22 protein-coding genes, 1 pseudogene and 1 riboswitch are annotated in these 25,004 nt (G+C 70.4%); of the genes and pseudogenes, 16 read left to right on the forward strand and 7 right to left on the reverse strand.

Annotated features, from left to right (window positions below; genetic code table 11):
• Nucleotides 1-20: 20 nt before the first annotated feature.
• The 3 genes from cobO to VQ067_RS19595 all read right to left on the reverse strand — a co-directional run bounded on the left by cobO (nucleotide 21) and on the right by VQ067_RS19595 (nucleotide 4,937).
• Complete coding sequence (cobO, locus tag VQ067_RS19585) at nucleotides 21-632, reverse strand: cob(I)yrinic acid a,c-diamide adenosyltransferase (RefSeq protein ID WP_003086769.1); 612 nt, start codon at nucleotides 630-632, stop codon at nucleotides 21-23.
• 63 nt (nucleotides 633-695) lie between these two features.
• Nucleotides 696-2,546 (reverse strand): TonB-dependent vitamin B12 receptor, encoded by a 1,851-nt coding sequence (btuB, locus tag VQ067_RS19590; protein ID WP_033990203.1) that lies wholly within the window; start codon nucleotides 2,544-2,546, stop codon nucleotides 696-698.
• Between the two features lie 96 nt (nucleotides 2,547-2,642).
• Nucleotides 2,643-2,850: riboswitch (cobalamin riboswitch) on the reverse strand.
• 47 nt (nucleotides 2,851-2,897) lie between these two features.
• Complete coding sequence (locus VQ067_RS19595) at nucleotides 2,898-4,937, reverse strand: FUSC family protein (RefSeq protein ID WP_033990324.1); 2,040 nt, start codon at nucleotides 4,935-4,937, stop codon at nucleotides 2,898-2,900.
• Nucleotides 4,938-5,237: 300 nt separating this feature from the next.
• Between VQ067_RS19595 and VQ067_RS19600 the strand changes: the two genes are divergently transcribed.
• The 5 genes from VQ067_RS19600 to VQ067_RS19620 all read left to right on the forward strand — a co-directional run bounded on the left by VQ067_RS19600 (nucleotide 5,238) and on the right by VQ067_RS19620 (nucleotide 9,562).
• Nucleotides 5,238-5,906, forward strand: a complete 669-nt coding sequence (locus VQ067_RS19600) for a GntR family transcriptional regulator (RefSeq protein ID WP_003086767.1) — start codon at nucleotides 5,238-5,240, stop codon at nucleotides 5,904-5,906.
• A 116-nt stretch (nucleotides 5,907-6,022) separates the two neighbouring features.
• Nucleotides 6,023-6,967: a 4-hydroxyproline epimerase gene (locus VQ067_RS19605; RefSeq protein ID WP_003107552.1), complete on the forward strand. Its 945-nt coding sequence runs from the start codon at nucleotides 6,023-6,025 to the stop codon at nucleotides 6,965-6,967.
• Nucleotides 6,964-8,079 (forward strand): D-hydroxyproline dehydrogenase subunit beta LhpB, encoded by a 1,116-nt coding sequence (gene lhpB, locus VQ067_RS19610; RefSeq protein ID WP_033990205.1) that lies wholly within the window; start codon nucleotides 6,964-6,966, stop codon nucleotides 8,077-8,079. Before VQ067_RS19605 ends, lhpB begins: the two co-directional genes overlap by 4 nt.
• Complete coding sequence (locus VQ067_RS19615; protein ID WP_014603678.1) at nucleotides 8,076-8,312, forward strand: (2Fe-2S)-binding protein; 237 nt, start codon at nucleotides 8,076-8,078, stop codon at nucleotides 8,310-8,312. The genes lhpB and VQ067_RS19615 overlap by 4 nt, the downstream gene beginning before the upstream one ends.
• Nucleotides 8,309-9,562, forward strand: coding sequence for an NAD(P)/FAD-dependent oxidoreductase (locus tag VQ067_RS19620; RefSeq protein WP_033990207.1), 1,254 nt, complete (start codon nucleotides 8,309-8,311; stop codon nucleotides 9,560-9,562). The genes VQ067_RS19615 and VQ067_RS19620 overlap by 4 nt, the downstream gene beginning before the upstream one ends.
• Here VQ067_RS19620 and VQ067_RS19625 read toward each other — a convergent pair.
• Nucleotides 9,559-10,461: a DMT family transporter gene (locus VQ067_RS19625; RefSeq protein WP_033990209.1), complete on the reverse strand. Its 903-nt coding sequence runs from the start codon at nucleotides 10,459-10,461 to the stop codon at nucleotides 9,559-9,561. The genes VQ067_RS19620 and VQ067_RS19625 overlap by 4 nt on opposite strands.
• Nucleotides 10,462-10,560: 99 nt before the next feature.
• Here VQ067_RS19625 and VQ067_RS19630 point away from each other — a divergent pair, with 99 nt between their 5' ends.
• Nucleotides 10,561-11,427: a LysR family transcriptional regulator gene (locus VQ067_RS19630; RefSeq protein ID WP_003082572.1), complete on the forward strand. Its 867-nt coding sequence runs from the start codon at nucleotides 10,561-10,563 to the stop codon at nucleotides 11,425-11,427.
• A 137-nt stretch (nucleotides 11,428-11,564) separates the two neighbouring features.
• On the opposite strand, the pseudogene VQ067_RS19635 reads toward VQ067_RS19630, so the two are convergent.
• Both VQ067_RS19635 and VQ067_RS19640 read right to left on the reverse strand, forming a co-directional pair.
• A pseudogene (locus VQ067_RS19635) lies at nucleotides 11,565-11,714 on the reverse strand (HTH domain-containing protein); the annotation flags it as partial.
• A 9-nt stretch (nucleotides 11,715-11,723) separates the two neighbouring features.
• On the reverse strand, nucleotides 11,724-12,668 hold the full coding sequence (locus VQ067_RS19640) for a helix-turn-helix transcriptional regulator (protein WP_073665459.1): 945 nt from the start codon (nucleotides 12,666-12,668) through the stop codon (nucleotides 11,724-11,726).
• Nucleotides 12,669-12,706: 38 nt separating this feature from the next.
• Here VQ067_RS19640 and VQ067_RS19645 point away from each other — a divergent pair, with 38 nt between their 5' ends.
• From VQ067_RS19645 to VQ067_RS19690, 10 genes are all read left to right on the forward strand, one after another.
• On the forward strand, nucleotides 12,707-14,149 hold the full coding sequence (locus tag VQ067_RS19645) for an MFS transporter (protein ID WP_033990211.1): 1,443 nt from the start codon (nucleotides 12,707-12,709) through the stop codon (nucleotides 14,147-14,149).
• Between the two features lie 41 nt (nucleotides 14,150-14,190).
• Complete coding sequence (locus VQ067_RS19650) at nucleotides 14,191-14,988, forward strand: AraC family transcriptional regulator (RefSeq protein ID WP_023086476.1); 798 nt, start codon at nucleotides 14,191-14,193, stop codon at nucleotides 14,986-14,988.
• Between the two features lie 257 nt (nucleotides 14,989-15,245).
• On the forward strand, nucleotides 15,246-16,067 hold the full coding sequence (locus VQ067_RS19655; RefSeq protein WP_003082561.1) for an ABC transporter substrate-binding protein: 822 nt from the start codon (nucleotides 15,246-15,248) through the stop codon (nucleotides 16,065-16,067).
• Nucleotides 16,068-16,125: 58 nt separating this feature from the next.
• Complete coding sequence (gene lhpI / locus VQ067_RS19660) at nucleotides 16,126-17,868, forward strand: cis-3-hydroxy-L-proline dehydratase (RefSeq protein ID WP_031686050.1); 1,743 nt, start codon at nucleotides 16,126-16,128, stop codon at nucleotides 17,866-17,868.
• Entirely contained in the window at nucleotides 17,868-18,533 is a 666-nt protein-coding gene (locus VQ067_RS19665; RefSeq protein WP_031686052.1) for an amino acid ABC transporter permease, read from the forward strand. The genes lhpI and VQ067_RS19665 overlap by 1 nt, the downstream gene beginning before the upstream one ends.
• A gap of 10 nt (nucleotides 18,534-18,543) precedes the next feature.
• On the forward strand, nucleotides 18,544-19,188 hold the full coding sequence (locus VQ067_RS19670) for an amino acid ABC transporter permease (RefSeq protein WP_003082557.1): 645 nt from the start codon (nucleotides 18,544-18,546) through the stop codon (nucleotides 19,186-19,188).
• A complete protein-coding gene (locus VQ067_RS19675) occupies nucleotides 19,185-19,907 on the forward strand; it encodes an amino acid ABC transporter ATP-binding protein (RefSeq protein ID WP_003086746.1) in 723 nt (240 codons plus the stop codon). The genes VQ067_RS19670 and VQ067_RS19675 overlap by 4 nt, the downstream gene beginning before the upstream one ends.
• Before the next feature lie 25 nt (nucleotides 19,908-19,932).
• Nucleotides 19,933-20,967, forward strand: coding sequence for a trans-3-hydroxy-L-proline dehydratase (locus VQ067_RS19680; protein WP_033984982.1), 1,035 nt, complete (start codon nucleotides 19,933-19,935; stop codon nucleotides 20,965-20,967).
• Nucleotides 20,968-21,117: 150 nt separating this feature from the next.
• Nucleotides 21,118-22,035: a dihydrodipicolinate synthase family protein gene (locus VQ067_RS19685; protein WP_003105052.1), complete on the forward strand. Its 918-nt coding sequence runs from the start codon at nucleotides 21,118-21,120 to the stop codon at nucleotides 22,033-22,035.
• Nucleotides 22,036-22,127: 92 nt separating this feature from the next.
• Nucleotides 22,128-23,708 carry an aldehyde dehydrogenase (NADP(+)) gene (locus VQ067_RS19690; RefSeq protein ID WP_033990213.1) on the forward strand — a complete coding sequence of 527 codons (1,581 nt, stop codon included), beginning with the start codon at nucleotides 22,128-22,130 and terminating at the stop codon, nucleotides 23,706-23,708.
• Nucleotides 23,709-23,811: 103 nt separating this feature from the next.
• On the opposite strand, the gene lhpD is transcribed toward VQ067_RS19690, so the two are convergent.
• Nucleotides 23,812-24,816 carry a bifunctional delta(1)-pyrroline-2-carboxylate/delta(1)-piperideine-2-carboxylate reductase gene (gene lhpD, locus VQ067_RS19695; RefSeq protein WP_003082545.1) on the reverse strand — a complete coding sequence of 335 codons (1,005 nt, stop codon included), beginning with the start codon at nucleotides 24,814-24,816 and terminating at the stop codon, nucleotides 23,812-23,814.
• Nucleotides 24,817-25,004: the final 188 nt, after the last annotated feature.

A 25,004-nucleotide genomic window follows, 5' to 3' on the forward strand; every position in this document is an offset into this window, starting at 1 on the left:
CTCCGCGCATGGCGCCGGCATCAGAACTCCACTCCTTTCTGCGCCTTGATCCCGGCCTTGAACGCGTGCTTGACCAGGCTCATCTCGGTCACCGTGTCGGCGGCCTCGATCATCCCCGGCTGCGCGCCGCGGCCGGTCACCACCACATGCTGCATGGCCGGGCGCGCCTGGATGTCGGCGAGGACCCTGTCCAGTTCCAGGTAGCCGTGCTTGAGGGCGATGTTCAGTTCGTCCAGCACCACCAGGCCAACGTCCGGGTCGGCCAGCAATTGCGCGGCGACCTTCCAGGCCGCCTCGGCCTTGGCGATGTCGCGCTGGCGGTCCTGGGTCTCCCAGGTGAAGCCCTCGCCCATCACGTGATAGCTGACTTCCTCGGGGAAGCGCCGGAAGAAGGCTTCCTCGCCGGTGCTGGCGGCGCCCTTGATGAACTGCACGACACCGACCTTCATGCCATGGCCCAGGGCCCGCGCGACCATGCCGAAGGCCGAGCTGCTCTTGCCCTTGCCGTTGCCGCTATGCACCAGGAGCACGCCGCGTTCGTCGCGGGCCTGGGCGATCTTCTCGTCGACCACGGCCTTCTTGCGCTCCATCCGCTCGCGGTGGCGCTGGTCCTTCTCGGGGGATTCGTTCATCGTCGATCACTCCTTGCGGCGACGCGGCCGCGCCGTCGCCTCGTTCATTCGAAATACCCGGCCTCACAGGGCCTGGTAGCGCACGCTGAGGTAGACCGCCTGGCCAGGCTGGTTGTAGCCATACGCGGTTTCGTAGTCGGCACCGAACAGGTTGGCGATCCGGCCCTGCAGGCGCCATTCGTCGTTCAGCCGGTACTCGCTGCGCAGGTCGAGGGTGGCGTAGCCGCCCAGGCGCACCTTGTTGGCCGGGTCATCATAGCGTCGGCCTTCGGCGTGCACGCTGGCGCCCAGCGAAAGACGCTCGAAGCGCCGGTCCAGTTCCAGGTTGAACATCCGCCGCGCCCGGCGCGGCAGCTCGTTGCCGTCGTTGACGCCGCCGGAACGGTTTTGCGGGTCGAGGAAGGTTGCGTTGGCGTTCCAGTCCCAGCCCAGCCACTGGCTGCCGAGGACCAGTTCGACGCCACGGATGCGCGCTTCGTCGATGTTGTTCGGCTGCCCCCAGGGGCGCCCCGGCGCCGGACGCGGATCGTTGCCGATCAGGTCGTCGACGTTGGTACGGAAGGCATTCACCGCCCAGTGCCCCCAGCCATGCGTACCGCTCAGCCCGACTTCCAGGCTGCGCGAAGTCTCGGCGTCCAGGTCGGGATTGCCGTAGTCGGGGTAGTAGAGTTCGTTGAAGGTCGGCGCCTTGAACGCCGTGCCGTAGCTGACGGTGAAGCGCAGCGCGTCGCTCAGCGCGTAGCCCCAGGCGGCGCTGCCGGTATCGTGCACGCCGAACTGCTGGTTGTCGTCGCGGCGCAGGCTCAGTTGCCAATCCTGGCGACCGTACCGGCCGAGGTACTGGGCGAACCAGCCTTTGTTCAGCCGCGAGTCGACGCTGAAGGCTTCGCTGCTGCTGATCTCGTCCTTCTGCCAGTCGTAGCCGAGGGTCAGCACATGGCCTTCGGCCAGGGTCAGGTCGTTCTGCCAGGACAGGCTGTCGCGACGGGTATCGAAGCGCGAGTAGAAACGGCCATCCTGATAGGCATCAGCCTTGTCCTCGCTGCGCCCGGCCTGGAGGGTCACCAGCCAGGGATCGAACGGAGTGAAGCGGGCACGGCCGCCGACCAGGTTCTGCTCGCCGTCGGCGTTGGTATTGAAACCGGAGTTGCCGAAGACCTGGTCATAGTCGTTGTGCGACTTGGCCCTGAGCAGGGTGCCGTCGAGTTCCAGGCCATTGTCGAAGCGATAGCCGCCGCGCAGGTTGCCGGACAGGTTGCGGTAGCCGTCGCGGTCTGGCTCATAGCCCGCAGTACCGGCGCGCTTGGTATTGATCCCCGCCGTATCGAAGCTGCTCACCCCGAGGCTGTACCAGCCGTTGCCGGCGCCGCCGCTGACCCCGGCGCTACCCTCCAGGGTCTGATGGGTGCCGTAGCCGGCGGAGAAGAACGGCTTGGCGCCCTGGCCGTCGCCGCGCCGGGTGAAGATCTGGATCACCCCGCCGATGGCCTCCGAGCCGTACAGGCTGGAACGCGGCCCGCGGACCACCTCGATGCGCTCGATCAGCTCCACCGGCAAGTCCTGGAACGCGGTGAGGCCAGCGCTGGCCGAGCCGACCTTGATGCCGTCGATCAGCACCAGCACATGGTCGGACTCGGTGCCGCGCAGGAACAGCGTGGTGTTCTTGCCGAAACCGCCGTTGTTCGCCAGCGACACGCCGGGTACCTGGCGCAACAGCTCCGGCACGCTGCGCGCCTGGCTGCGCTCGATATCCTCGCGGTCGATGACGCTCACCGCCGCCAGGCTCTGGGAAGCGGTCTGGGCGGTACGGGTGGCGGTCACCACCTGGTCGGCAAGGCTGACCGGTTCGGCCAGGCTCAGGGAAGACGCGCCGCACAGCGCCACGGCTGCCGGGGTCAGGAAAACTCTGTTCATGCTCTGCGCTGCTCCGTCGCTCTCACCCGCGCGACCTGGGTTGAGGCAGACGGAGGACGAAGCGACGGCAGGAGACGTCCGACAGCGCCCTCCGCGATGCCGTGGGTGCGTCAGGCCGGTCTCCGGGCTCGCGAGCGAAGCGCTGGACGCTTCCAGCCGCGCCTTCCCATGCCTGAGCACAGTGGTCATCGAGCGGCTGTCTGATTCGCCTACCGTTGCGGGGGCAGCGCTGGCCTGGTTCCGACGGAACGCACCAGCTTCCCTGTTTCACCCCTTGCGGGGCACCTGTCGCAAGGCGCGCAGCTTAGTGGTTCGGGGCTTGCGCGGTCAATGTGGCCGGCCACCGCAGAACTAGCGCCCGGCTCCGGGGAGCGGGTCCGCGCGCAGCGCCGTCCCGGCCGGAGCATGGCTGCGGCACCACTGCCGCCAGGTAGCCTGCAACTGCACCAGCGCGGCGCCGGCCAGCTCGCCGCGTTCGCTGCCGGCCAGCGGGCTGGCGGCCAGGGCCTTGAGCAGGCGCGCGGTCGGCGGGTCGAGGGCGTGTTCACGCTCGGCCCGCGGGCCATCGCCCAGCAGCGCCAGGCGCAGGCGCCGCAGGTAGCGGTCGCGGGCCTGCGCCAGGGACGCCGGGACCTCCTCCAGGCACTGCCGCAGGTAGAGCAGCTCGTCGCCGAAGTCGAGTCCCATCAGGCCGTCCGACCAGGGCTGGCGGCGCCCCTCCGGTAAACGGTCGTAGCGCTGCGCCAGGCGGATCAGGCGATCCGCGGTGCGCCCGCCGAACCAGGCCTCGGCCTGCGCCGGCGAGCGCAGGGTGAGCCGCGCCAGGTCGCCGAGGGTGGCCTGCAGCATGCGCCGGTAATGGCGTTCGCCCGGCCGCAGGCTGACCAGGTTGAACACCAGCACGGCGAAGGCCACCCCAAGCACCGTCGACAGGGCGTTGTTGAGGAAGTGCGCGAGGTCGTAGCTCATGCTGTTGCTCGGCGCGACGTTCTTCACGAAGAAGATGCAGAACGGCGAGGCGATCCCGGCCAGGCTCGCCCGGTTCACGCACAGCGCGGCGAAGAACAGCGGTACGCCCAGGCCCAGGCAGAGCAGCGGGAAGCCGTCCACGCCGGGCAGGTAGAACAGTGCGACGAAGCCGGCCAGCGGGATCGACAGGAGGATCCCGCGAAGGAAGTTCAGGCCGGCCTGGGCCGGGTTGTCGCGGCTGGCGAAGAGACTCAGCACCACGCCGGTGATCGACACCGCGCCCAACCCACTCGGCCAGGCGCTGGCCAGCCAGAACGCGGCCACGCAGAGGAACGCCAGGGCGCTGCGCAGGCCGAACAGCACGCCGCGCTCGATGTCCCGGTGCCAGGCGATGGCGCCCGGCGCCTGGCGGGTGGGCGCGCCATAGACCAGCGCCTCGACGCTGCGCCCGGCCGCCCTCGCCTCGCCGAGCAGGCGTTCGAGGCAGACCAGGCACAGGTGCAACTGTCCGTGCGCCACGTCCAGCGCCAGGCGCAAGCGCTGCCGGCAGGCCTCGAACTCGGCCTGGCGGCCCTCGCGCAACAGTGCCTCGAGTTCTTCCAGCCAGGGCTGCAAGGCGTGCGCGCTGGCCGGATCGAGCAGCCTCCGCTCGCGAGCCACCTTGCGCGCCGCGCGCAGCAGGCCGAGCAGGTCGAGGCCTAGCACGCGCAAGGCCTGGGAGCGGGCGCGGCCGAGCGCACCCTCGAACCAGGCGTGGTCGCGCTGGGCGTCCGCCGCGGCGATCCGCCCCAGCGCCGCGAGCAGCTCGCCGCGTTCGTCGGCGCCGCGCAGCTCCGCCGCGGCCGCCTGCAAGCCGGCCTCCCAGGCCGCCTTGCCCTGGTTCGCCAACTGGCGTTCCAGGCGCCGCGGCCAGAGCAGTACATTCACCAGCGCCGCGCAGAGGATGCCCAGGCCGATCTCCGAGCAGCGGGCCACCGCCTGGTCGAACACCGTCGCCGGATCGGCGCTGGCCGGCAGGGCGACGATCGCCGCGGTGTAGCCGGCCAGGACGAAACCGTAGGACGCATGGTTGTGCAGCAGCGACGCGCCGGCGGTGCAGAACGCCAGCCAGAGCGCCATCAGCAGGAGGAAGGGCAGCGACGCCTGACCATAGAGCGCGACCATGCCGATGGACACCAGCGCACCGGCGCAGGTGCCGATCAGGCGGAACATGCCCTTGGCCAGGACCATGCCGCTATAGGGCTGGCTGACCACGAACACCGTCATCAATGCCCATTGCGGCTGCTCCAGCTCCAGGCTGAAGGCCAGGTACAGGGCCAACCCGCCGGCCAGCAGGGCCTTCACCGCGAACTGCAGTTCGTGCAGGCGCGGGCACAGCAGCACCTGCACCAGGTCGGAGGAAAAGAAGGAAGGCTTGGCCATCGCGGACGCCCCGAAATACATGAGCGAGCGAATTATTAGCAAGCTAATTTTCTATTGTCCAGCCTCTCCGTGAACTTTCCGGAAGAGCGTTTCGCCCTGCGAAACATGCGCCGCCGCCCGCATCTCTCCTGCGTGGGAGGCATCACGCCAAGGGCGTCCCGCAGCAGCACGGAGGCCCACTGGAGCCGACCAACACGCCTGCGCAGAAGGCGCCAACCGGCAGCGGCAGCCGCCGAACGTTCGTATACAATATCCCGCACGTTCCCAACGCCACGCAGGTTGCCCCGCTTGCCTCTCTCCATGCTCAACGCCCCTAACCTGGGCATCGCCCCTTCGGCCTCCGAGATCATCGCCAAGCACCTGCGCGAAGCGATCATCGCCGGGCATTTCGCCGAGGACGAACCGATCCGCCAGGACGACATCGCGCAACTCTTCAATGTCAGCAAGATTCCCGTCCGCGAGGCCCTCAAGCGCCTGGAAGCGGAAGGCCTGGTGCTGTTCCAGCGCAACAAGGGCGCGGTGGTGACGCGTATTTCCGAACCGGAACTGGCGCAGATGTTCGAAGTGCGGGTGCTGCTCGAGGCGCAGGCGATCCGCCTGGCGGTGCCGAATATGGACGAGACCACCTTCGCCCGCGCCGAGGCGATCTGCGCCGACTTCGTCGGCGAAGACAACGTCGGCCGCTGGGCCGAACTCAACTGGCAACTGCACGCCTGTCTCTACGAACCGGCACAGCGGCCGTTCCTGGTCAACCTGATCCGCTCCATCCACGACAAGCTGGAACGTTACCTGCGCATGCAGATGAGCCTGTCCGAAGGCAAGCAGCGCGCCGACCAGGAACACCGCGAGATCGTCGCCGCCTGTCGCGCCGGCGATGCTGAACGGGCCGCGGCATTGATCGAGGCACATATCGTCGGGGTCTGCCGGACCCTCTACGAACACCTGCCGAACCGCCCGGCCAGCACCTGAGCCGGGCCATCCCGGCTATGCCGCTTTCGTCACTCGCCTGAGCGAAAACCCTCAAGCGCCCCGCCCCGCCGAAACGCCACCCTGTGGCGCATACCCCGGCACAGGCGAGGGCCACCATGCAACGCATCCGCATCATCGATTCGCATACCGGCGGCGAGCCCACCCGCCTGGTCATCGGCGGCTTTCCCGATCTGGGCCAGGGCGACATGGCCGAGCGCCGGCGCCTGCTCGGCGAGCGCCACGACGCCTGGCGCGCCGCCTGCATCCTCGAGCCGCGCGGCAGCGACGTACTGGTCGGCGCCCTGCTCTGCGCACCGGTCGATCCCGAAGCCTGTGCCGGAGTGATCTTCTTCAACAACAGTGGCTACCTCGGCATGTGCGGCCACGGCACCATCGGCCTGGTCGCCTCGCTGGCACACCTCGGGCGGATCGGTCCCGGCGTGCACCGCATCGAGACACCGGTCGGCGAGGTCGAGGCGACCCTCCACGAGGACGGCTCGGTCAGCGTGCGCAACGTGCCGGCCTACCGCTACCGTCGCCAGGTCAGCGTCGAAGTGCCCGGCATCGGCCGGGTCAGCGGCGACATCGCCTGGGGCGGCAACTGGTTCTTCCTGGTCGCCGGACACGGCCAGCGCCTCGCCGGCGACAACCTCGACGCCCTCACCGCCTACACCGTCGCCGTCCAGCAGGCGCTGGACGACCAGGACATCCGCGGCGAGGACGGCGGCGCCATCGATCACATCGAACTGTTCGCCGACGACCCCCACGCCGACAGCCGCAACTTCGTGCTCTGCCCCGGCAAGGCCTACGACCGCTCGCCCTGCGGCACCGGCACCAGTGCCAAGCTGGCCTGCCTGGCCGCCGACGGCAAGCTGCTGCCCGGCCAGCCCTGGCGCCAGGCGAGCGTGATCGGCAGCCAGTTCGAGGGGCGTTACGAATGGCTCGACGGCCAGCCCGGCGGGCGTATCGTGCCGACCATCCGCGGCCGCGCCCACGTCAGCGCGGAAGCCACCCTGCTGCTGGCGGACGACGATCCGTTCGCCTGGGGCATCCGCCGGTGAACGCCGAGGTCATCGTGGTCGGCGCCGGCATCGTCGGCAGCGCCTGCGCCCATGAACTGGCGCGTCGCGGCCTCGACGTACTGGTGCTGGACAGCCGCCGCGGCGGTGCCACCGCGGTGGGCATGGGGCACCTGGTGGCGATGGACGACAACCCGGCCGAACTGGCCCTCAGCGATTACTCGATCCAGGCCTGGCGCACCTGGGCGGCGGATCTGCCGGAAGACTGCGCGTACCGCAATTGCGGTACCCTCTGGCTGGCCGCCGACGCCGCCGAACTCGCCGAAGCCGAGCGCAAGCGCCAGGCCCTGCTGGCCGCCGGCGTCGCCTGCGAGATGCTCGACGCCGCGCGCCTGCGTGACCTGGAACCGGTCTTGCGGCCAGGCCTCGCCGGCGCCCTGAAGGTGCCGGGCGACGGCATCCTCTACGCGCCCAACGCGGCGCGCTGGCTGCTCGAACGAGCCGGCCCGCGCCTGCGTCGATTGCACGCCGAAGTCAGCGAAGTGGACGGCAGCCGCCTGCGCCTGGCCGACGGCCGCTGGCTGAGCGCCGAGGCGCTGGTGCTGGCCAACGGCATCCATGCCGGCGAGCTGTGCGCGGAGCTGCCGATCCGCCCGAAGAAAGGCCACCTGCTGATCACCGACCGCTATCCCGGCACCCTCCGCCATCAACTGGTGGAACTCGGCTATGTCAGCAGCGCCCACGCCAGCAGCGGTACCTCGGTAGCCTTCAACGCCCAGCCGCGCCCCACCGGGCAGGTCTTCCTCGGCTCCTCGCGGCAGTTCGACACGCTCGACCCGCAGGTGGAAGGCCCGGTGCTGGCGCGCATGCTGCGGCGTGCCCTGGACTACCTGCCGGGGCTCGCCGGCCTCAATGCGATCCGTGCCTGGACCGGCTTCCGCGCTGCCACTCCGGACGGCCTGCCGCTGCTCGGCGAGCACCCGGCGCAGCCGGGCCTGTGGCTGGCGGTCGGCCACGAGGGCCTGGGCGTGACCACCGCGCCGGGCAGCGCGCGCCTGCTCGCCGCCCAGTTGTTCGGCGAAACGCCGCCGCTGGATCCCACGCCTTATCTGCCGCAACGCTTCCTCTCCAGCTCCGGGAGTGCCCGGCCATGATCGAACTGTTCATCGACCGGCGTCCGCTGCGGGTCGCCGTCGGTACCAGCGTGGCGGCCGCCCTCGCCCTCGGCGGCGACGGCTGCTCCCGCAGCGCGGTCGGCGGCGGGCGGCGCGCGCCGTTCTGCGGCATGGGCGCGTGCCAGGAATGCCGGGTATTGATCGACGGTCGGCGACGCCTGGCCTGCCAGACCGTCTGCCAACCCGGCATGCGCGTGGAGACCCAGGCATGAGCGCCGACTACGACCTGCTGATCGTCGGTGCCGGCCCCGCCGGCCTGGCCGCAGCGCTGGCCGCCGCGCCGAGCGGCGCGCGCATCGCCCTGGTCGACGACAACCCGGCCGCCGGCGGACAGATCTGGCGCGACGGCCCGCGTGCCAGCCTGCCGCCGCGTGCCCATCAGATGCGTCAACGCCTGGCCGGGCACGCCAATGTCGAGTACCTCCCGGCGACCCGGGTGGTCGCCTGCGGTCCCGGCAGGCGCCTGTTGCTGGAAGACCCGCAACGTGGCTGGCAGGTCGGCTACCGACGCCTGGTCCTCTGCACCGGCGCCCGCGAACTGCTGCTGCCTTTTCCCGGCTGGACCCTCCCCGGCGTCACCGGCGCCGGCGGCCTGCAGGCGTTGGCCAAGGGCGGCCTGCCACTGGCCGGCCAGCGCCTGGTGGTGGCTGGCTCCGGCCCGCTGCTGCTGGCCAGCGCCGCCAGCGCCAGCCAGTGCGGGGCGCGCCTGCTGCGCGTCGCCGAACAGGCGCCGGCGAGAACCCTGGCCGCCTTCGCCGTACGCCTCCCGCGCTGGCCCGGTAAGCTGTGGCAGGCCGCCGGCCTGTTCGCCCGTAGCTACCGCGCCGACAGCTACGTGCTCGCCGCCCTCGGCGAGGAGCGCCTGGAAGCCGTGCGCCTGCGCGAAGGCGGTCGGGTCCGCGAGATCGCCTGCGAACGCCTGGCCTGCGGCTTCGGCCTGGTGCCCAACGTGCAACTCGGCCAGGCCCTCGGCTATCGCCTCGACGGCCAGGCGCTCGCCGTCGACGAATGGCAGGCCGGCAGCCTGCCCGACCACTACGCCGCCGGCGAATGCACCGGCTTCGGCGGCAGCGAACTGGCCCTGGTGGAAGGCGCCATCGCCGGCCATGCCGCCGTCGACGAGCGCGACGCGGCTCGCCGCCTGTGGCCACGACGGCGACGCTGGCAGGGCTTCGCCGACACCCTGGCGCGACACTTCGCCCTGCGTGCCGAACTGCGTGAACTGGCGGAGGCGGATACCCTGGTCTGCCGTTGCGAAGACGTCCCCTTGGCCGCGCTGGCCGGGCATGCCGGCTGGACCGAGGCCAAGCTGCACAGCCGTTGCGGCATGGGCGCCTGCCAGGGGCGGATATGCGGCGGCGCCGCGCAATTCCTGTTCGGCTGGACGCCTCCGGCGCCGCGTCCGCCGTTCAGCCCGGCGCGCCTGGAGACCCTGGCCTGCTGGCAGGGCGACGCCGGCTAGCGACGCTCGGCGCGATACAGCCAGCCGAGGCCGGCCAGCGACAGCAGCAGGCCACCCAGCAGCATGGGTGTCAGCGGCTCGGCGAACATCCAGTGCGCCCATAGCAGGGTCAGCGCCGGGCTCAGGTACAGCGCCGCGCTGCCGCCCTGTGCGGAAAGATGGCGCAGGCCCAGCCAGTACAGGCCGTAGCCGCCGAAGGTGGGCAGCAGCACCAGCCAGGCGAGCCCGAACAGGAATCCGCCGGACAGCGGCGGCCGCAGGCTACCCTCCGCCAACGCCAGGCCGGCGAACGCCGGCAGCGCGGCGCCGATCTGCACGAACAGCACCACGGCCAGCGATCCCGGCGCGTCATCCCAGCGCTTCTGCAACAGGGTGGCCAGGGCCAGCGCCAGCATGCCCAGCAGCGGCAGGCCGTAGGCCCAGCCCGGCGCCCGCCCCAGCGCCAGCGCCGCATGCCCGGCCCAGAGCACCCCGGCGACGCCCAGGGCGATCCCCGGCCACTGCCCCGGCCGCGTTCGCTGCCCCGGCAGGACCAGCGCCAGCAAGGCCACCAGCAGCGGCAACAGGTCGGCCATCAGCGCCGCCACGCCCGGCGAGACGCCGAGTTCGATGGCCTTGGCGATCGGCGCTATGTAGCCCGCGTAGGCCAACGCCCCGATCAGCGCCTGGCGCCGCCACTGGCGCGCCGACAACCGGCGCAGCCCGGCCCAGGCGAAGGGCAGCAGCAGCGCCAGGCAAACGGCGAAGCGCCAGAAGCTGGTGAGGAACACCGGCGCCTGTTCCATGGCATAGCGGTAGCCGACGAAGCCGGAACTCCAGGCCAGTACCATGCCCAGTTGCACGGCCAGCAGGCGGGTCGCCTCGGGCATCGCTCGCGGGGTGCAGGTGGTCGCGCGCATCGCTCGCCTCCGTCGGTCAGGTTCGAGTCGAGGCTAGGCGGCCTCCGCCGCTACTATCAAACGAAACTATCTGCACCAGTCATGCAGGAAATCGGAACCATGAGCGCCAACCTGGATATCGAGCTGCTGCGTACCTTCCATGCCATCCTGCGCTTCGGCCGTTTCCTCGCCGCGGCCAGCCACCTCAACCGCAGCCCCTCGGCGGTGAGCACCCACGTCCGGCGCCTGGAGGAACTGGCCGGCGGCCGGCTGTTCGAGCGCGACAACCAGTCGGTGCGGCTGACCCCGCTGGGGCAGCGGTTCCAGCGCCAGACCGCCGAGCTGCTGGAGACCCACGACCGCGTGCTCGCCGGGTTGCGCAGACGGGAAGAGCCGCTGCGGGTGCGCTTCGGCATTTCCGAGGAATACGCCGGCAAGCTGCTCGGCCGCCTCCTGCCGCGCCTCGGCGCGGAACTGCCGGCGCTGGAGCTGGAGGTGCTCACCGACGCCAGCGGCAGGCTGGCCGGACGCCTGCGGCGCGGCCAGCTGGACCTCGCCCTGCTGGTGCAAGCGCAAGACGAAACCCCGTACGACGGGCATTCCCGCGAGATCGGCGGCACCCAGCCGGTGTGGGTCGCCGGCCACGGCCTGCGGATCGATCCGCAACGCCCGCTGCCGCTGGCCCTGCACGGCCAGGGTTGTCCCTATCGGCAGGCGCTGCTGGAAGCCCTCGGCGCGACGGGCCGGCGCTGGCGCACGGTGGTCAGCAGTCCCGGCGCGGCGGCGCTGGAAGCGGCCATCGAAGGCGGCCTGGCGATCGGCGTGATCGACCGTGCGCGGGTCGGCCCGACGATGCGCGTGCTGGGGCCGGCGGAGGGCTTCGCCGAACTGCCCGCCCACCGCATTCGCCTGGCCTTCGCCCCGGGAGAGCGGCCGCCGGCGCTGGAGCGCCTCGGCGAACTGATCGCCGAGGAGTTCCGGCTCTGAGCCGCTACAGCGCCGGGCGCTAGACCCGCAGGCGGTGGCCGTCTGTCAGTCTCCGGCAGCAGTCGCTCACTGCGCGGCGATGCTTTCCCGTTCACGCCACTCGCGCAGCAACGCCTGGCGCCGGCGCCGCCCTCGATGTGCGCGCCCTGCTGTCGCAGGGTGGCGATATCGCGGTAGAGCGTGCGCAGGCTGATCCCCAGTTCGCCGGCGAGCACATGCCCGGCCACCGGGTAACGATGCCGGCGCAGAATCTGCAGCAGGTCGAGCAGGCGCTGGCTACGGGACAGGGCGCCGACTCACAGTTGCTCCAGGCAGTCGCGGGCGTGGTCGTCGAGGGGGACGAAGACCAGCAGGCGATCGCCGTTCTTCGGCGCCGACCACCAGTTGGTCTGCTGCAGTTCGAATTCGCCGCAGCGCGCATGACGGAAGCGCTTGAGCTGGTTTTCGATACCCATCACCTCATTGCGCCGCCAGATCTCGCGGAACTCCGCCGAAACCTCCAGGCAGCGCTGCAACTGCCGCTCCCACAGCGGATCGCCCATGCGCTCGACCATTGCCGCGCGGAAGAAGCCGACCATCCGCGGCAACGCCTCCTCGCGGTTGGCCATGCAGTAGCGCCAGCGCTCGTGGGTCAGCGCCAGGTAGATGCAGTTGCGGTCTTCCTCGGGGATCTCCGCCAGGTCGATGCCCACCAGCCGGCAATAGGCGCGGTTGTAGCCGCGGATGTCGAAACGGGCGTTCTGCACCATGGCCGGCAACGGGTCGAGGGCATCGAGGATGGCCTGGGTGGCGGCCGAGGGCTTCTCGCAGACCGCCCGCCGCGCCGAGGTCGGCGCGGCCAGCCCGGCGAGGTTGAACAGGTGGTGGGTTTCCGTCTCGTTGCACAGCAGGGCCCGGGCGATGGCTCCGATCACCTGCTCCGAGGCGCGTACCGCGCGGCCCTGCTCCAGCCAGGTGTACCAGGTCACGCCGACCCCGGCGAGCTGCGCCACCTCCTCGCGACGCAGGCCCGGCGTGCGTCGGCGGCCGAGGCGGGAAATACCGACCCGCTGCGGCTCGATGCTTTCCCGCCGGCGGCGCAGGAAGGCCCCCAGCTGTTCGGCGCGGGACGGCTGCGCGGGGCTTTCCGCAGAGTGGCTGGCAGGGGCGTCGAGGGGCATGGCGAAGTCCTCCGGAGGGCAGACGGGTAGCGCCAATACCAGGATAAGCAAGAACTGGTACCGGGTTAGCCAGAAGCGCATGCTGCCAGCCCACTCCCTTCCGCACAAGGACTCCGCCCATGCCCAGCACCGTCTCGTCGTCGCGGCTCGGCCTCGCCGGGCTCTGCATCCTGCTGGCGGGGCAACTGTTGCCGATGATCGATTTCTCCATCGTCAACGTCGCCCTCGACGCCCTCGCCCATTCCCTCGGCGCCAGCGAAACCGAACTGGAACTGATCGTCGCCGTCTACGGCGTGGCCTTCGCCGTGTGCCTGGCGATGGGCGGCCGGCTTGGCGACAACTACGGCCGTCGCCGCCTGTTCGATCTCGGCGTCGCCCTGTTCGCCGTCGCCTCGTTGCTTTGCGGGCTGGCCGGTTCGGTCTGGCTGCTGCTGGTGGCGCGCGCCCTGCAGGGCGTCGGCGCGGCGCTGATCGTGCCGCAGATCCTCGCCACCCTGCATGTCAGCCTCAGCGGCCACGCGCATTCCCGCGCGCTGGCCGCCTACGGCGCCATCGGCGGCCTGGCCTTCGTCGTCGGCCAGGTGCTCGGCGGCTTCCTGGTCTCCGCCGACATCGGCGGCCTCGGCTGGCGCAGCGTGTTCCTGATCAACCTGCCGATCTGCCTCGGTATTCTCCTTTGCAGCCGCCGCTGGGTACCGGAGACCCGCGCCGAGCATGCCGCCCGCGTCGACGCGCCGGGCACCCTGCTGCTCGCCGCGCTGATCCTCTGCCTGCTGCTGCCGCTGGCTCTCGGCCCATCGCTGCACTGGTCCTGGCCCTGCGCCCTGCTGCTGGCGGCGGCGGTGCCGCTGCTGGCCTGGCTGTGGCGCACCGAGCTGCGCCAGGAACGCCGCCAGGCCTGGCCGTTGCTGCCGCCATCGCTGCTGCGCCTGCCGAGCATCCGCTTCGGCCTGTTGCTGGCGATCCTGTTCTTCGCCTGCTGGAGCGGCTTCATGTTCGCCCTTGCCCTGGCCCTGCAGGCCGGCGCCGGTCTCTCGCCGGTGCAGGCCGGCAATGCCTTCATCGCCCTCGGCGCCTCCTACTTCGTCTCGGCGCTGCTCACCGCCCGGGTGGCGGCGCGGATCGGCCCGGTACGCCTGCTGCTGCTCGGCTGCGTCATCCAGATGTGCGGCCTGCTCGGCCTGATGCTGACCCTGCAACGGGTCTGGCCGCAGCCGGGCATCCTCAACCTGGCGCCGGCGACCCAGGTGATCGGCTTCGGCCAGGCGTTCATCGTCAGCAGCTTCTTCCGCATCGGCCTCTCGGAGGTGCCGACCGCCCAGGCCGGCGCCGGCAGCGCCATGCTCGCCACCGTCCAGCAGGCCTCCCTCGGCCTCGGCTCGGCGCTGCTCGGCGCGGTGTTCGCGCACAGGCTGGAGCGCCATGGCGACTACCTGGAAGCGACGCAGACGACCCTGGCCGTCGAGTTCGTCCTGATGACGCTGCTGCTCGGCGCCACCTGCCTCTTCTACCTGCGCCGCGTGCGCACGGTGCCATTGCGCTGCGACTCGCCGGGCAACTGAGGCGCGCGGCCGGGCCCTGTTCCCGGCCGCCGGCGCCCCGTATGCTGGCGCGGTCCCCCAACCAGGCCTTCGCCCCGATGCACGACCTGCTCGCCGCCCCGCCCCCCGCCGACCTCGCCAGCCTGCTGGCCAGCCTGCGCCAGGTCGAGGCGCTGCTCGACGCCATGCCCGGCGTGGTGTTCTTCGTCAAGGACGAGCGCGCCCGCTATGTCCTGGTCAACCGCACCCTGGCACGCCGCTGCGGCGTGAAGGACAAGGCCGAACTGCTCGGCCGCAGCGCCGACGAGGTCTTCCCTTCCAGCCTCGGTCCGCTCTATGCCGAGCAGGATCGGCGCGTGCTGCGCGGCGGCGCGACGCTGGAGAACCAGTTGGAGCTGCACCTCTATCCCGGTCGCCAGCCGGGCTGGTGCCTGACCCACAAGCAGGCGCTGCGCGATGCCGACGGGGCGATCATCGGCATGGCCGGCATCTCCCACGACCTGCCGGCGGCGCAGTCGGCGCACCCGGCCTACGGCCGGCTGGCGGCGGTGGACGCGCATATCCGCGAGCACTACGACCAGCCGCTCAGCCTCGCCGATCTCACTGCCATCGCCGGGCTCTCGGTGGCGCAACTGGAGCGTCACTGCAAGCGCATCTTCCAGCTCACCCCACGGCAGATGATCCACAAGGCGCGGCTCGGCGCCGCCTCGCAACTGCTCGCCGGCGACGCGCCGATCACCGAGATCGCCCTGCGCTGCGGCTACACCGACCACAGCGCCTTCAGCCGCCAGTTCAAGGCGCTCACCGGACTCTCGCCGAGCCAGTACCGCGAGACCCATCGCCAGCCCCGAAAAGCGTAACGCCTCGCCCCGCCACGGGGCGGCGGTAGCAATCCTGCTCCCTTTTGTAACACCGCCGGCCGCGCCCGAGCGGGGCGCAGTCCGGCGCGGCATGGCACAGCGACGCGCCAGCCAAAGCGGTCGCGCTCCAGCGAAGGATTTTTTATCGGCGTCGGACGAGGTTCTGGCACAGCCATTGCTCACTTAAAATATCGTATACGAAATCACAAATACGGGATTTGCCGCCCTCCCACTCAACCGCATCGCCAGAGGCCCCCATGAATACCAAGAAGACCCTTGCCCTAGCCCTCACCGCTGCCCTGGGCTGCTCCCTCGCCGGTCTCGCCCAGGCCGACAAGCTCGACGACATCATCGAGTCCGGCAAGCTGCGCTGCGCCGTCACCCTGGACTTTCCGCCGATGGGCTCGCGCGATGCGCAGAACAACCCGGTGGGCTTCGACGTCGATTACTGCAACGACCTGGCGAAGGCCCTGGACGTCAAGGCGGAGATCGTCGAGACGCCCTTTCCCGACCGCATCCCGGCGCTGGTGTCGGGTCGCGCCGACGTGATCGTCGCATCCACCTCGGACACCCTGGAGCGGGCCAAGACCATCGGCATGAGCATCCCCTACTTCGCCTTCGTCAAGGTGGTACTGACCCGCGAGGACACCGGCATCGCCAGCTACGAGGACCTCAAGGGCCGCCCGGTCGGCGGCACCGCCGGCACCTTCGAGGCGCTGGCCCTGGAGAAGGACAGCAAGGCCTGGGGCGACGCCAAGGGCAGCTTCCGCGCCTACCAGTCCGAGGCCGACACCGCCCTGGCGATCAGCCAGGGGCATATCGACGCCACGGTCGTCTCTTCCACCGTCGCCGCCTCGTGGATCAAGTCGGGCAAGTACAAGGGCCTGAAGATCGCCGGTGACGCGCCCTATGACATCGACTACGTGGCCCTCGGCGCCAAGCGCAACGAATACGGCCTGCTCAACTACCTGAACCTGTTCATCAACCAGCAGGTGCGCACCGGCCGCTACGCCGAGCTGGCGCAGAAATGGGTCGGCGGCACGGCGCCGGAGCTGACCACCAGCGCGGTCTACCGCTGAAGCCGAGGGCGCGGTCCGCCGTCGGGCCGCGCCGTTTCCCCCCGTCCTGGATGCGCCGATGAAGCACGCACACCTCATCGTTCCCCGTACCCTGGTCGCCGGCAGCGCGTCCGGCGAACTGCTGTACGCACCGACCGGCCTGAGCTTCTGGGGCGGCGTCGACCCGCGCAGCGCGGAAGTGATCGACCGCCACCACCCGCTCAGCGGCCGCCGTCTGCACGGCAGGCTGCTGGCGATTCCCGGCGGGCGCGGCTCCTGCACCGGCAGCAGCGTACTGCTGGAACTGATCCTCGGCGGATGCGCGCCGGCGGCGATCCTCCTGCGCGAACCGGACGAAATCCTCGCCCTCGGCGCGATCGTCGCCGAGGAACTGTTCGGCCGCTCGCTACCCATCGCCTGTCTCGGCGAGCGCTTCGACGAACTCGCCGCCTATCCCTGGGCGCGCCTGGCCGACGGTCGCCTGGAACTCCACCGCGATGCCCCGCCGCCGCTGGAGGCCCGGCCCGCCGAAGCGCTGGCGACCGATGCCGGCCCGCGACTGGACGCCTTCGACCAGGCCCTGCTCGCCGGCGAACACGGCGAAGCCGCGCGCCTGGCGATGCGCATCGTCCTGCGCATGGCGGCGTTGCAGGGCGCGCAACGGCTGGTCGAGATCCAGCGCGCGCACATCGACGCTTGCATCTACACCGGCCCGGCCGGCCTGCGCTTCGCCGAGACCCTGCGCGACCTCGGTGCCCGGGTGCGGGTACCGACCACCCTCAACGCCATCTCCGTGGACCAGCGCCGCTGGCGCGAACAGGGCGTACCCGCCGCCCTCGGCGAGCCAGCCGCGGCCCTGGCCCAGGCCTATCTCGACATGGGCGCGCAGCCCAGCTTCACCTGCGCGCCCTACCTGCTCGACGACAGCGCGCGTGCCGGCGAACAGATCGTCTGGGCCGAGTCCAACGCGGTGCTCTTCGCCAACAGCGTGCTCGGCGCACGCACCAACAAGTACGCCGACTTCATGGATATCTGCTGCGCCCTCACCGGTCGCGCGCCGCTGGCCGGCTGCCACCTCGACGAGCAGCGCCAGGCGCGGGTACTGATCGAAGTGGAAGACCTCGGCAGCGTCGACGATGCCTTCTACCCTACCCTCGGCTACCTCTGCGGCCTGCTCTGCGACGGACAGATCCCGGCGATCGACGGCCTGCGGCAGCGGCAGCCGGACCGCGACGCGCTCAAGGCCTTCGGCGCGGCGCTGGGCACCAGTTCCTCGGTGCCGATGTTCCACGTCATCGGCGTCACCCCGGAAGCCCCTGACCTGGCCAGCGCCTTCGGCGGCCGCGCGCCGCGGCGGACCCTGCGGGTCGGTCGCGAGCGCCTGCGCGACGCCTGGCGCGAGCTGGACAGCGCCGACGAGACGCGGATCGACCTGGTGGCGCTGGGCAACCCGCACTTCTCCGCCAGCGAATTCGCCCAGCTCGCCGCGCTCTGCCACGGCCGCCGCAGACACCCGGAGGTAGCGCTGGTGATCACCAGCAGCCGGCAGGTCGTCGCCCAGGCCGAAGCGGCCGGGCACCTGGCGACGCTGCGGGCGTTCGGCGCGCGGCTGGTCACCGACACCTGCTGGTGCATGCTCGACGAACCGCTGGTGCCGCCGGGCGCGCGCACCCTGATGACCAACTCCGCCAAGTATGCCCACTACGCCCCCGGACTGGTCGGCCGCCAGGTGCGCTTCGCCGGCCTCGCCGGCTGCGTCGAGGCCGCCGTCGGCGGACGGGCCCCCGCCGGGCTGCCCGCCTGGCTGAGCGAGGACTGCTGATGTTCGACTACACCTTCCACTGGCGCTCGGCGTTCAACGCCCTGCCGGAGATGCTCGCCGGCAGCCTGGTGACGCTCCAGGTCACCGCGCTGTCGATGCTCTTCGGCATCCTCATCGCCCTGCTCCTGGCCTTCGCCCGGCTCGGCGGCAACCGCCCGCTGCGCGCCGCCGCCGGGGCCTGGATCTCCATCGCGCGGAATACCCCGGCGCTGTTCCAGATCTACATCCTCTACTTCGGCCTGGGCTCCTTCGGCCTGCACGTCAGTTCCTGGTTCGCCCTGCTCGCCGGGATCACCTTCAACAACGCCGGCTACCTCGCCGAGACCTTCCGCGGCGGCCTCCAGGCGGTGCCCGAGACCCAGTTGCGGGCGGCCCGCTCGCTGGGCATGAGCGCGCCGCAGGCCTATCGCCTGGTGGTGATCCCGCAGCTGCTGCGGGTGGTGTTCTACCCGCTGACCAACCAGTTGGTCTGGGCCATGCTGATGACCTCCCTCGGCGTGGTGGTGGGCCTGACCGACGACCTCACCGGCGTCACCCAGGCGCTCAACGTCAAGACCTTCCGCACCTTCGAATACTTCGCCCTGGCCGCCGTCCTCTACTTCGCCATGGCCAAGTTGCTGGTGCTGGCCGCCCGCCTGCTGGGCTGGCGCCTGTTCCGTTACTGAGGGGAATGCCGTGTTCACCACCAGCCTCACCGCCAACGACCTGCTGTTCCTCCTGCAAGGCGCCTGGACCACCCTCGCCATCACCGCCATGGCGATGCTGATCGGCACCCTGCTGGGCGTCGTCTTCGGCCTGCTCCGCGCCCTGCTGCCACGCGCCAGCCTGCCGCTGGCGGCGCTGCTCGACGTATTCCGCAGCGTGCCGCTGCTGATCCAGTTCGTCCTGCTCAATTCCTTCAAGAGCATCCTCGGCCTCGACTGGAGCGCCTTCGCCGTGGCCTGCCTGGTGCTCGGCGTGTACGCCGCCGCCTACTGCACCGAGGTGGTCCGCGGCGGCGTCCTCTCGGTACCGCCGAGCGTGCGCCGGGCCGCGCGTTCGCTGGGCCTGAGCTATCGCCAGGACCTGTTCCACATCGTCCTGCCGATGGCCGCCCGGGTGGCCTTCCCCGGTTGGGTCAACCTGACCCTGTCGGTGATGAAGGACACCTCGCTGGTGCTCTGGATCGGCATCGTCGAACTGCTGCGCGCCTCGCAGACCATTGTCACGCGCATCCAGGAACCGCTCTTCGTGCTCTGCATCGCGGGGCTCGTCTATTACCTCATGAGCTGGGTGGTCGCGCGACTCGGCGCCCGGCTGGAACGGAGATGGCAGCAATGATCGAGATCAGCGGCGTGCACAAGGCCTACGGCCAGTTCGAGGTGGTCAAGGGCGTCGACCTGAGGGTGGACAAGGGCGAGGTGCTGTCGATCATCGGCGGCTCCGGTTCCGGCAAGTCGACCCTGCTGATGTGCATCAACGGCCTGGAGCCGATCCAGCGCGGCAGCATCCGCGTCGACGGCATCGACGTGCATGCCCGCGGCACCGACCTCAACCGCCTGCGGCGGAAGATCGGCATCGTCTTCCAGCAGTGGAACGCCTTCCCCCACCTGACCGTGCTGGAAAACGTCATGCTCGCGCCGCGCAAGGTGCTCGGCAAGAGCCGCGCCGAAGCCGAGGCGATGGCGCTGAAGCAACTCACCCACGTCGGTCTCGGCGACAAGCTCAAGGTCTTCCCCCAGCGCCTTTCCGGCGGCCAGCAACAGCGCATGGCGATCGCCCGGGCGCTGGCGATGTCGCCGGACTACATGCTGTTCGACGAAGCCACCTCGGCGCTCGACCCGCAGTTGGTCGGCGAGGTGCTGGACACCATGCGCCTGCTCGCCGAAGAAGGCATGACCATGGTCCTGGTCACCCACGAGATCCGCTTCGCCCGCGACGTGTCCGACCGGGTGGCGTTCTTCCGCAATGGCCTGGTCCACGAGATCGGCACCCCCGACCAGGTGATCGGCAACCCGCAGCGGCCGGAGACGGTGGAATTCCTCCGCTCGGTGCTCTGAGCCCGCCCCCGCACAGGAGATAGCCATGCGTTCGCAGCGGATCGTCCACATCGTCAGTTGCCATGCCGAAGGCGAGGTCGGCGACGTGATCGTCGGCGGCGTCGCCGCGCCGCCCGGCGCCACCCTCTGGGAACAGTCGCGCTGGATCGCCAGAGACCAGGACCTGCGCAACTTCGTCCTCAACGAACCGCGCGGCGGAGTGTTCCGCCACGCCAATCTGCTGGTGCCGGCCAAGGACCCGCGCGCGCAGATGGGCTGGATCATCATGGAGCCGGCCGACACCCCGCCGATGTCCGGTTCCAATTCGCTGTGCGTGGCCACCGTACTGCTCGACAGCGGCATCCTGCCGATGCGCGAACCGCTGACCCGGCTGCTGCTGGAAGCGCCGGGCGGGCTGATCGAGGCCCGCGCGGAATGCCGCGACGGCAAGGCCGAGCGGGTGGAAATCCGCAACGTGCCGTCGTTCGCCGACCGCCTCGACGCCTGGATCGAAGTCGAGGGCCTCGGCTCGCTACAGGTCGACACCGCCTACGGCGGCGACAGCTTCGTCATCGCCGACGCCCGGCGCCTGGGCTTCGCCCTGCGCGCCGACGAGGCCGCCGAGCTGGTCGCCACCGGCTTGAAGATCACCCACGCGGCCAACGAACAACTGGGCTTCCGCCACCCGACCAACCCGGACTGGGACCATCTGTCCTTCTGCCAGCTGGCCGCGCCGCCGGAGCGCCGCGACGGTGTCCTCGGCGCGAGCAACGCGGTGATCATCCGCCCCGGCAAGATCGACCGCTCACCCTGCGGCACCGGCTGCTCGGCGCGGATGGCGGTGCTCCAGGCGAAAGGCCAGCTGCGGGTCGGCGAACGCTTCGTCGGGCGCTCCATCATCGGTTCGGAATTCCACTGCCACATCGAGTCGCTGACCGAACTCGGCGGCCGTCCGGCGATCCTGCCGTGCCTGTCCGGGCGGGCCTGGATCACCGGCATCCACCAGTACCTGCTCGACCCGGACGATCCCTGGCCGCAAGGCTATCGGCTGTCCGACACCTGGCCCGGCGGCCACTGCTGACCACCCCGCCCGACCGCAGGCAGCGGCCGGGCGGAAACCGATCCGGCGCGTACCGGATCGCCCACGACGGCGAACGCTGCCGTCGCCCTGTGACTCGGACCGCAGCGGTCCGACTGAATTCGTATACGAAATACGAAGAAAGGAGAAACCATGAGCAAGCACGTCAACTGGAGCGGCGTATTCCCCGCGGTCACCACCCAATTCAACGCCGATTTCTCGGTGAACCTGGAGGAAACCCACACGGTCATTTCCAACCTGGTGCGCGACGGCGTGTCCGGGCTGGTGGTATGCGGCAGCGTCGGCGAGAACACCTCGCTGACCATCGAGGAGAAGATGGCCGTCACCGAGGTCGCCAAGGATGCCTCCGGCGGCCGCGTGCCGGTGATCTGCGGGATCGCCGAGTTCACCAGCGCCGGCGCGGCGAAGGTGGCCAAGGCGGTGGAGCGGGTCGGCGTCGACGGCATCATGGTGATGCCGGCGCTGGTCTATTCCTCCAAGCCGCACGAGACCGCCGAGCATTTCCGCAGCGTGGCCAGCGGCACCGACCTGCCGGTGATGGTCTACAACAACCCGCCGATCTACCGGAACGACGTCACCCCGGACATCCTGGTTTCCCTGGCCGACTGCGAGAACATCGTCTGCTTCAAGGACAGCTCCGGCGACACCCGCCGCTTCATCGACGTACGCAACCAGGTGGGCGAGCGCTTCATCCTCTTCGCCGGGCTCGACGACGTGGTCCTGGAAAGCGTGGCGGTGGGTGCCCAGGGCTGGATCTCGGGAATGTCCAACGTGTTCCCGAAGGAAGGCGAGACCATCTTCCGCCTGGCCAGGGCCGGGCGCTTCGCCGAGGCGATGCCGATCTACGAGTGGCTGATGCCGATCCTCCATCTCGACGCCCGTCCCGACCTGGTGCAGTGCATCAAGCTCTGCGAGCAACTCGCCGGTCGCGGCAGCGCCCTCACCCGTCCACCGCGCCTGGCCCTGCGCGGCGCCGATCGCGAGCACGTCGAGCGGATCATGGCCAAGGCCCTGGCCAGCCGGCCGGCGCTGCCGGACGTCGGCTTGTAGCCGGCGCCGCGCCCTCGCCGCCTCGCTCCCCAGGGAGCGGCCGGCGAGAGCCAGCGGCAGAGCATTCCGTCCACCGTCCCCAGGGAGGCCCCATGCCCAGCATCCTCGGTCACAACTACGTCGGCGGCGCTCGCAGCGCCGCCGGCAACCTCATCCTGCGCAGCCTCGACGCCGACAGCGGCGAAGCGCTGCCCTACGCCTTCGTCCAGGCCACCGAGGCGGAGGTCGACGCCGCCGCCCGCGCCGCCGAACGCGCCTATCCAAACTACCGGCAACTGTCCGCCACGCGCCGCGCCGGATTCCTCGAGGCGATCGCCTCGCGCCTCGACGCCCTGGGCGACGACTTCGTCGCCCTGGTCCGTCGCGAGACCGCGCTGCCCGCTGCACGTATCGAGGGCGAACGGACACGTACCGCCAACCAGTTGCGGCTGTTCGCCGAAGTCCTGCGGCGTGGCGACTTCCACGGCGCGCGCATCGATCGCGGACAACCCGGGCGTACCCCGCCGCGCCCCGACCTGCGCCAGTGGCGAATCGGTCTCGGCCCGGTGGCGGTGTTCGGTGCCAGCAACTTCCCGCTGGCCTTTTCCACCGCCGGCGGCGACAGCGCCGCCGCCCTGGCCGCCGGCTGTCCGGTGGTGGTCAAGGCCCACGGCGGACACATGGCCACAGCCGAATGCGTGGCCGACGCGATCCTCCAGGCGGCGGCCGACAGCGGCATGCCGGCCGGGGTATTCAACATGGTCTACGGCAACGGCGTCGGCGAGGCGCTGGTGCGCCATCCGGCCATCCGCGCGGTCGGCTTCACCGGTTCGCTCAAGGGCGGGCGCGCACTGTGCGACCTGGCAGCGGCGCGGCCGCAGCCGATCCCGGTGTTCGCCGAGATGAGCAGCATCAATCCGCTGGTGGTGCTCCCCGAAGCCCTGCGCCGGCGCGGCCGGCAGGTGGCGGAGGAGCTGGCCGCCTCGGTGACGCTCGGCTGCGGCCAGTTCTGCACCAAGCCGGGCCTGGTGCTTGGCCTGCGCTCCCCCGGCTTCGACGCCTTCGTCGCGGCCCTGGGCGAGGCACTGGCCGCCAGGCCGGCACAGAGCATGCTCAACGCCGGCACCTTGCGCAGCTATGTCGAAGGACTGCAACGCCTGGAGCGCCACCCCGGCATCCGGCGCCTGGCCGGCGCGCCACAGGAAGGGCGGCAGGCCCATCCGCAGTTGTTCAAGGCCGACGTGGGCCTGTTGCTGGAAGGCGACGAACTGCTCCAGGATGAGGTGTTCGGCCCGGCCACCGTGGTCGTCGAGGCAGCCGACGAGGAACAGCTTGCCCGCGCGCTGGACAACCTGCACGGCCAGTTGACGGCGACCCTGATCGGCGAAGCGGACGACCTCGCGGCGTTCGCCGGGCTGGTCCCGCTGCTCGAAGGCAAGGCCGGGCGCTTGCTATTCAACGGCTATCCGACCGGCGTCGAGGTGTGCGACGCCATGGTCCACGGCGGCCCCTACCCGGCCACCTCCGACGCTCGCGGCACCTCGGTGGGAACCCTGGCCATCGAACGCTTCCTGCGCCCGCTGTGCTACCAGGACTACCCCGACAGCCTGCTCCCGGACGCCCTGAAGAACGCCAACCCGCTGGGCCTGCTGCGCCTGGTCGATGGCCGGAGCACGCGCGAGGCCCTGGATTGAGCACGCCTGGAAGCCTGGATGGCGGATAACGCCGTTGGCGCTATCCGCCCTACGCAGTCGTCCTCGCTGCGCCACGCTGTCCGGTCGGCCCCTCGCCTTGCGCTCACTCCAGCAACGCCAGCAGCTCCCGGTGCAACGCCTCGGGAATCGTCACGCCGTCCCTGGCGCTGCGTTCGCGCGCTTCGAAGCGTCGCTGCGAGGGCAAGCGCGCGCCCTGTTCGACGATGCCTTCGAACAGCGTCTCGGCGCGCGCCAGGTGCTCCTCCGCCGAGGCGCCGAGCATGCGCCGCGGATCGATGGCGATCAGCAGTTCGCCACCGTAGGGAGAAGAACGGCTGCCCTCGTCGTAGGCCAGCGACTCGGCACTGGTCAGGTCGCCGATCAGCGGACCGGCGAGCAGTTCGACCATCGCCGCCAGGGCCGAGCCCTTGTGCCCGCCGAAAGTGAGCATGGCGCCTCGCAACGCGGCGCTGGCATCGGTGGTCGGCTCGCCCTGCTCGTCCACCCCCCAGCCCAGCGGGATCGGCTTGCCGGCGCGTTCGTGCAACTGGATCTCGCCACGCGCCACGGCGCTGGTGGCGAAGTCGAAGACGAACGGCGGGCCGTCCGGACGCGGCCAGCCAAAGGCGATCGGGTTGGTGCCGAAGATCGGCTTGCGTCCGCCCGCCGGCGCCACCCAGGCATGACTCGGCGTGGTCGCCAGGGCCACCAGGCCCGCCTCGGTGAGTGCCTCGACCTCAACCCATAGCGCGGAGAAATGCACACAGCGGTTCACCGCCATCGCCGCGATGCCCTGGCTGCGGGCCTTCTCCAGCAGATGCGGCAGCCCCAGCCGGAATGCGCACTGGGAGAACCCGCCATGGGCGTCGACCCGCAGCAGGCCGGGAGCGATGTCGTGCAGTTCCGGCTCGGCGTCGGCGGATACCTTGCCGGCCTTCAGGGTGGCGATGCAGCCGAGCAACCGCCAGATACCGTGGGACGCGCATTCGTCACGCTCCCCCGCCACCAGGGTATCGGCCACCGCCTGTACATGGGCTTCGCTGAAAGCGTGCCGGCGCAGGATGCGCACGGCCAGCTCGCGGACCTCGTCCAGCGTCATTCGGATCACGGGCTTCTCCTTGTTCAACCAATCCCTAGGGTGGCCTGCCGCGACAGCCTTCTCTTGACCTCAATCGACCCTGAGCATGCCGAAAACGGCACAACCGGCTCGAGCACATCGAAAACTTACAGAAAATTCCTATCAATCATGTAAGGCAATTCCAAATAGCCCCGCAGCCCCTCAAGAAACCCCTCCGC

It is taken from the genome of Pseudomonas sp. KBN12P06040, from assembly GCF_037574965.1.
Lineage (GTDB): Bacteria > Pseudomonadota > Gammaproteobacteria > Pseudomonadales > Pseudomonadaceae > Pseudomonas > Pseudomonas aeruginosa.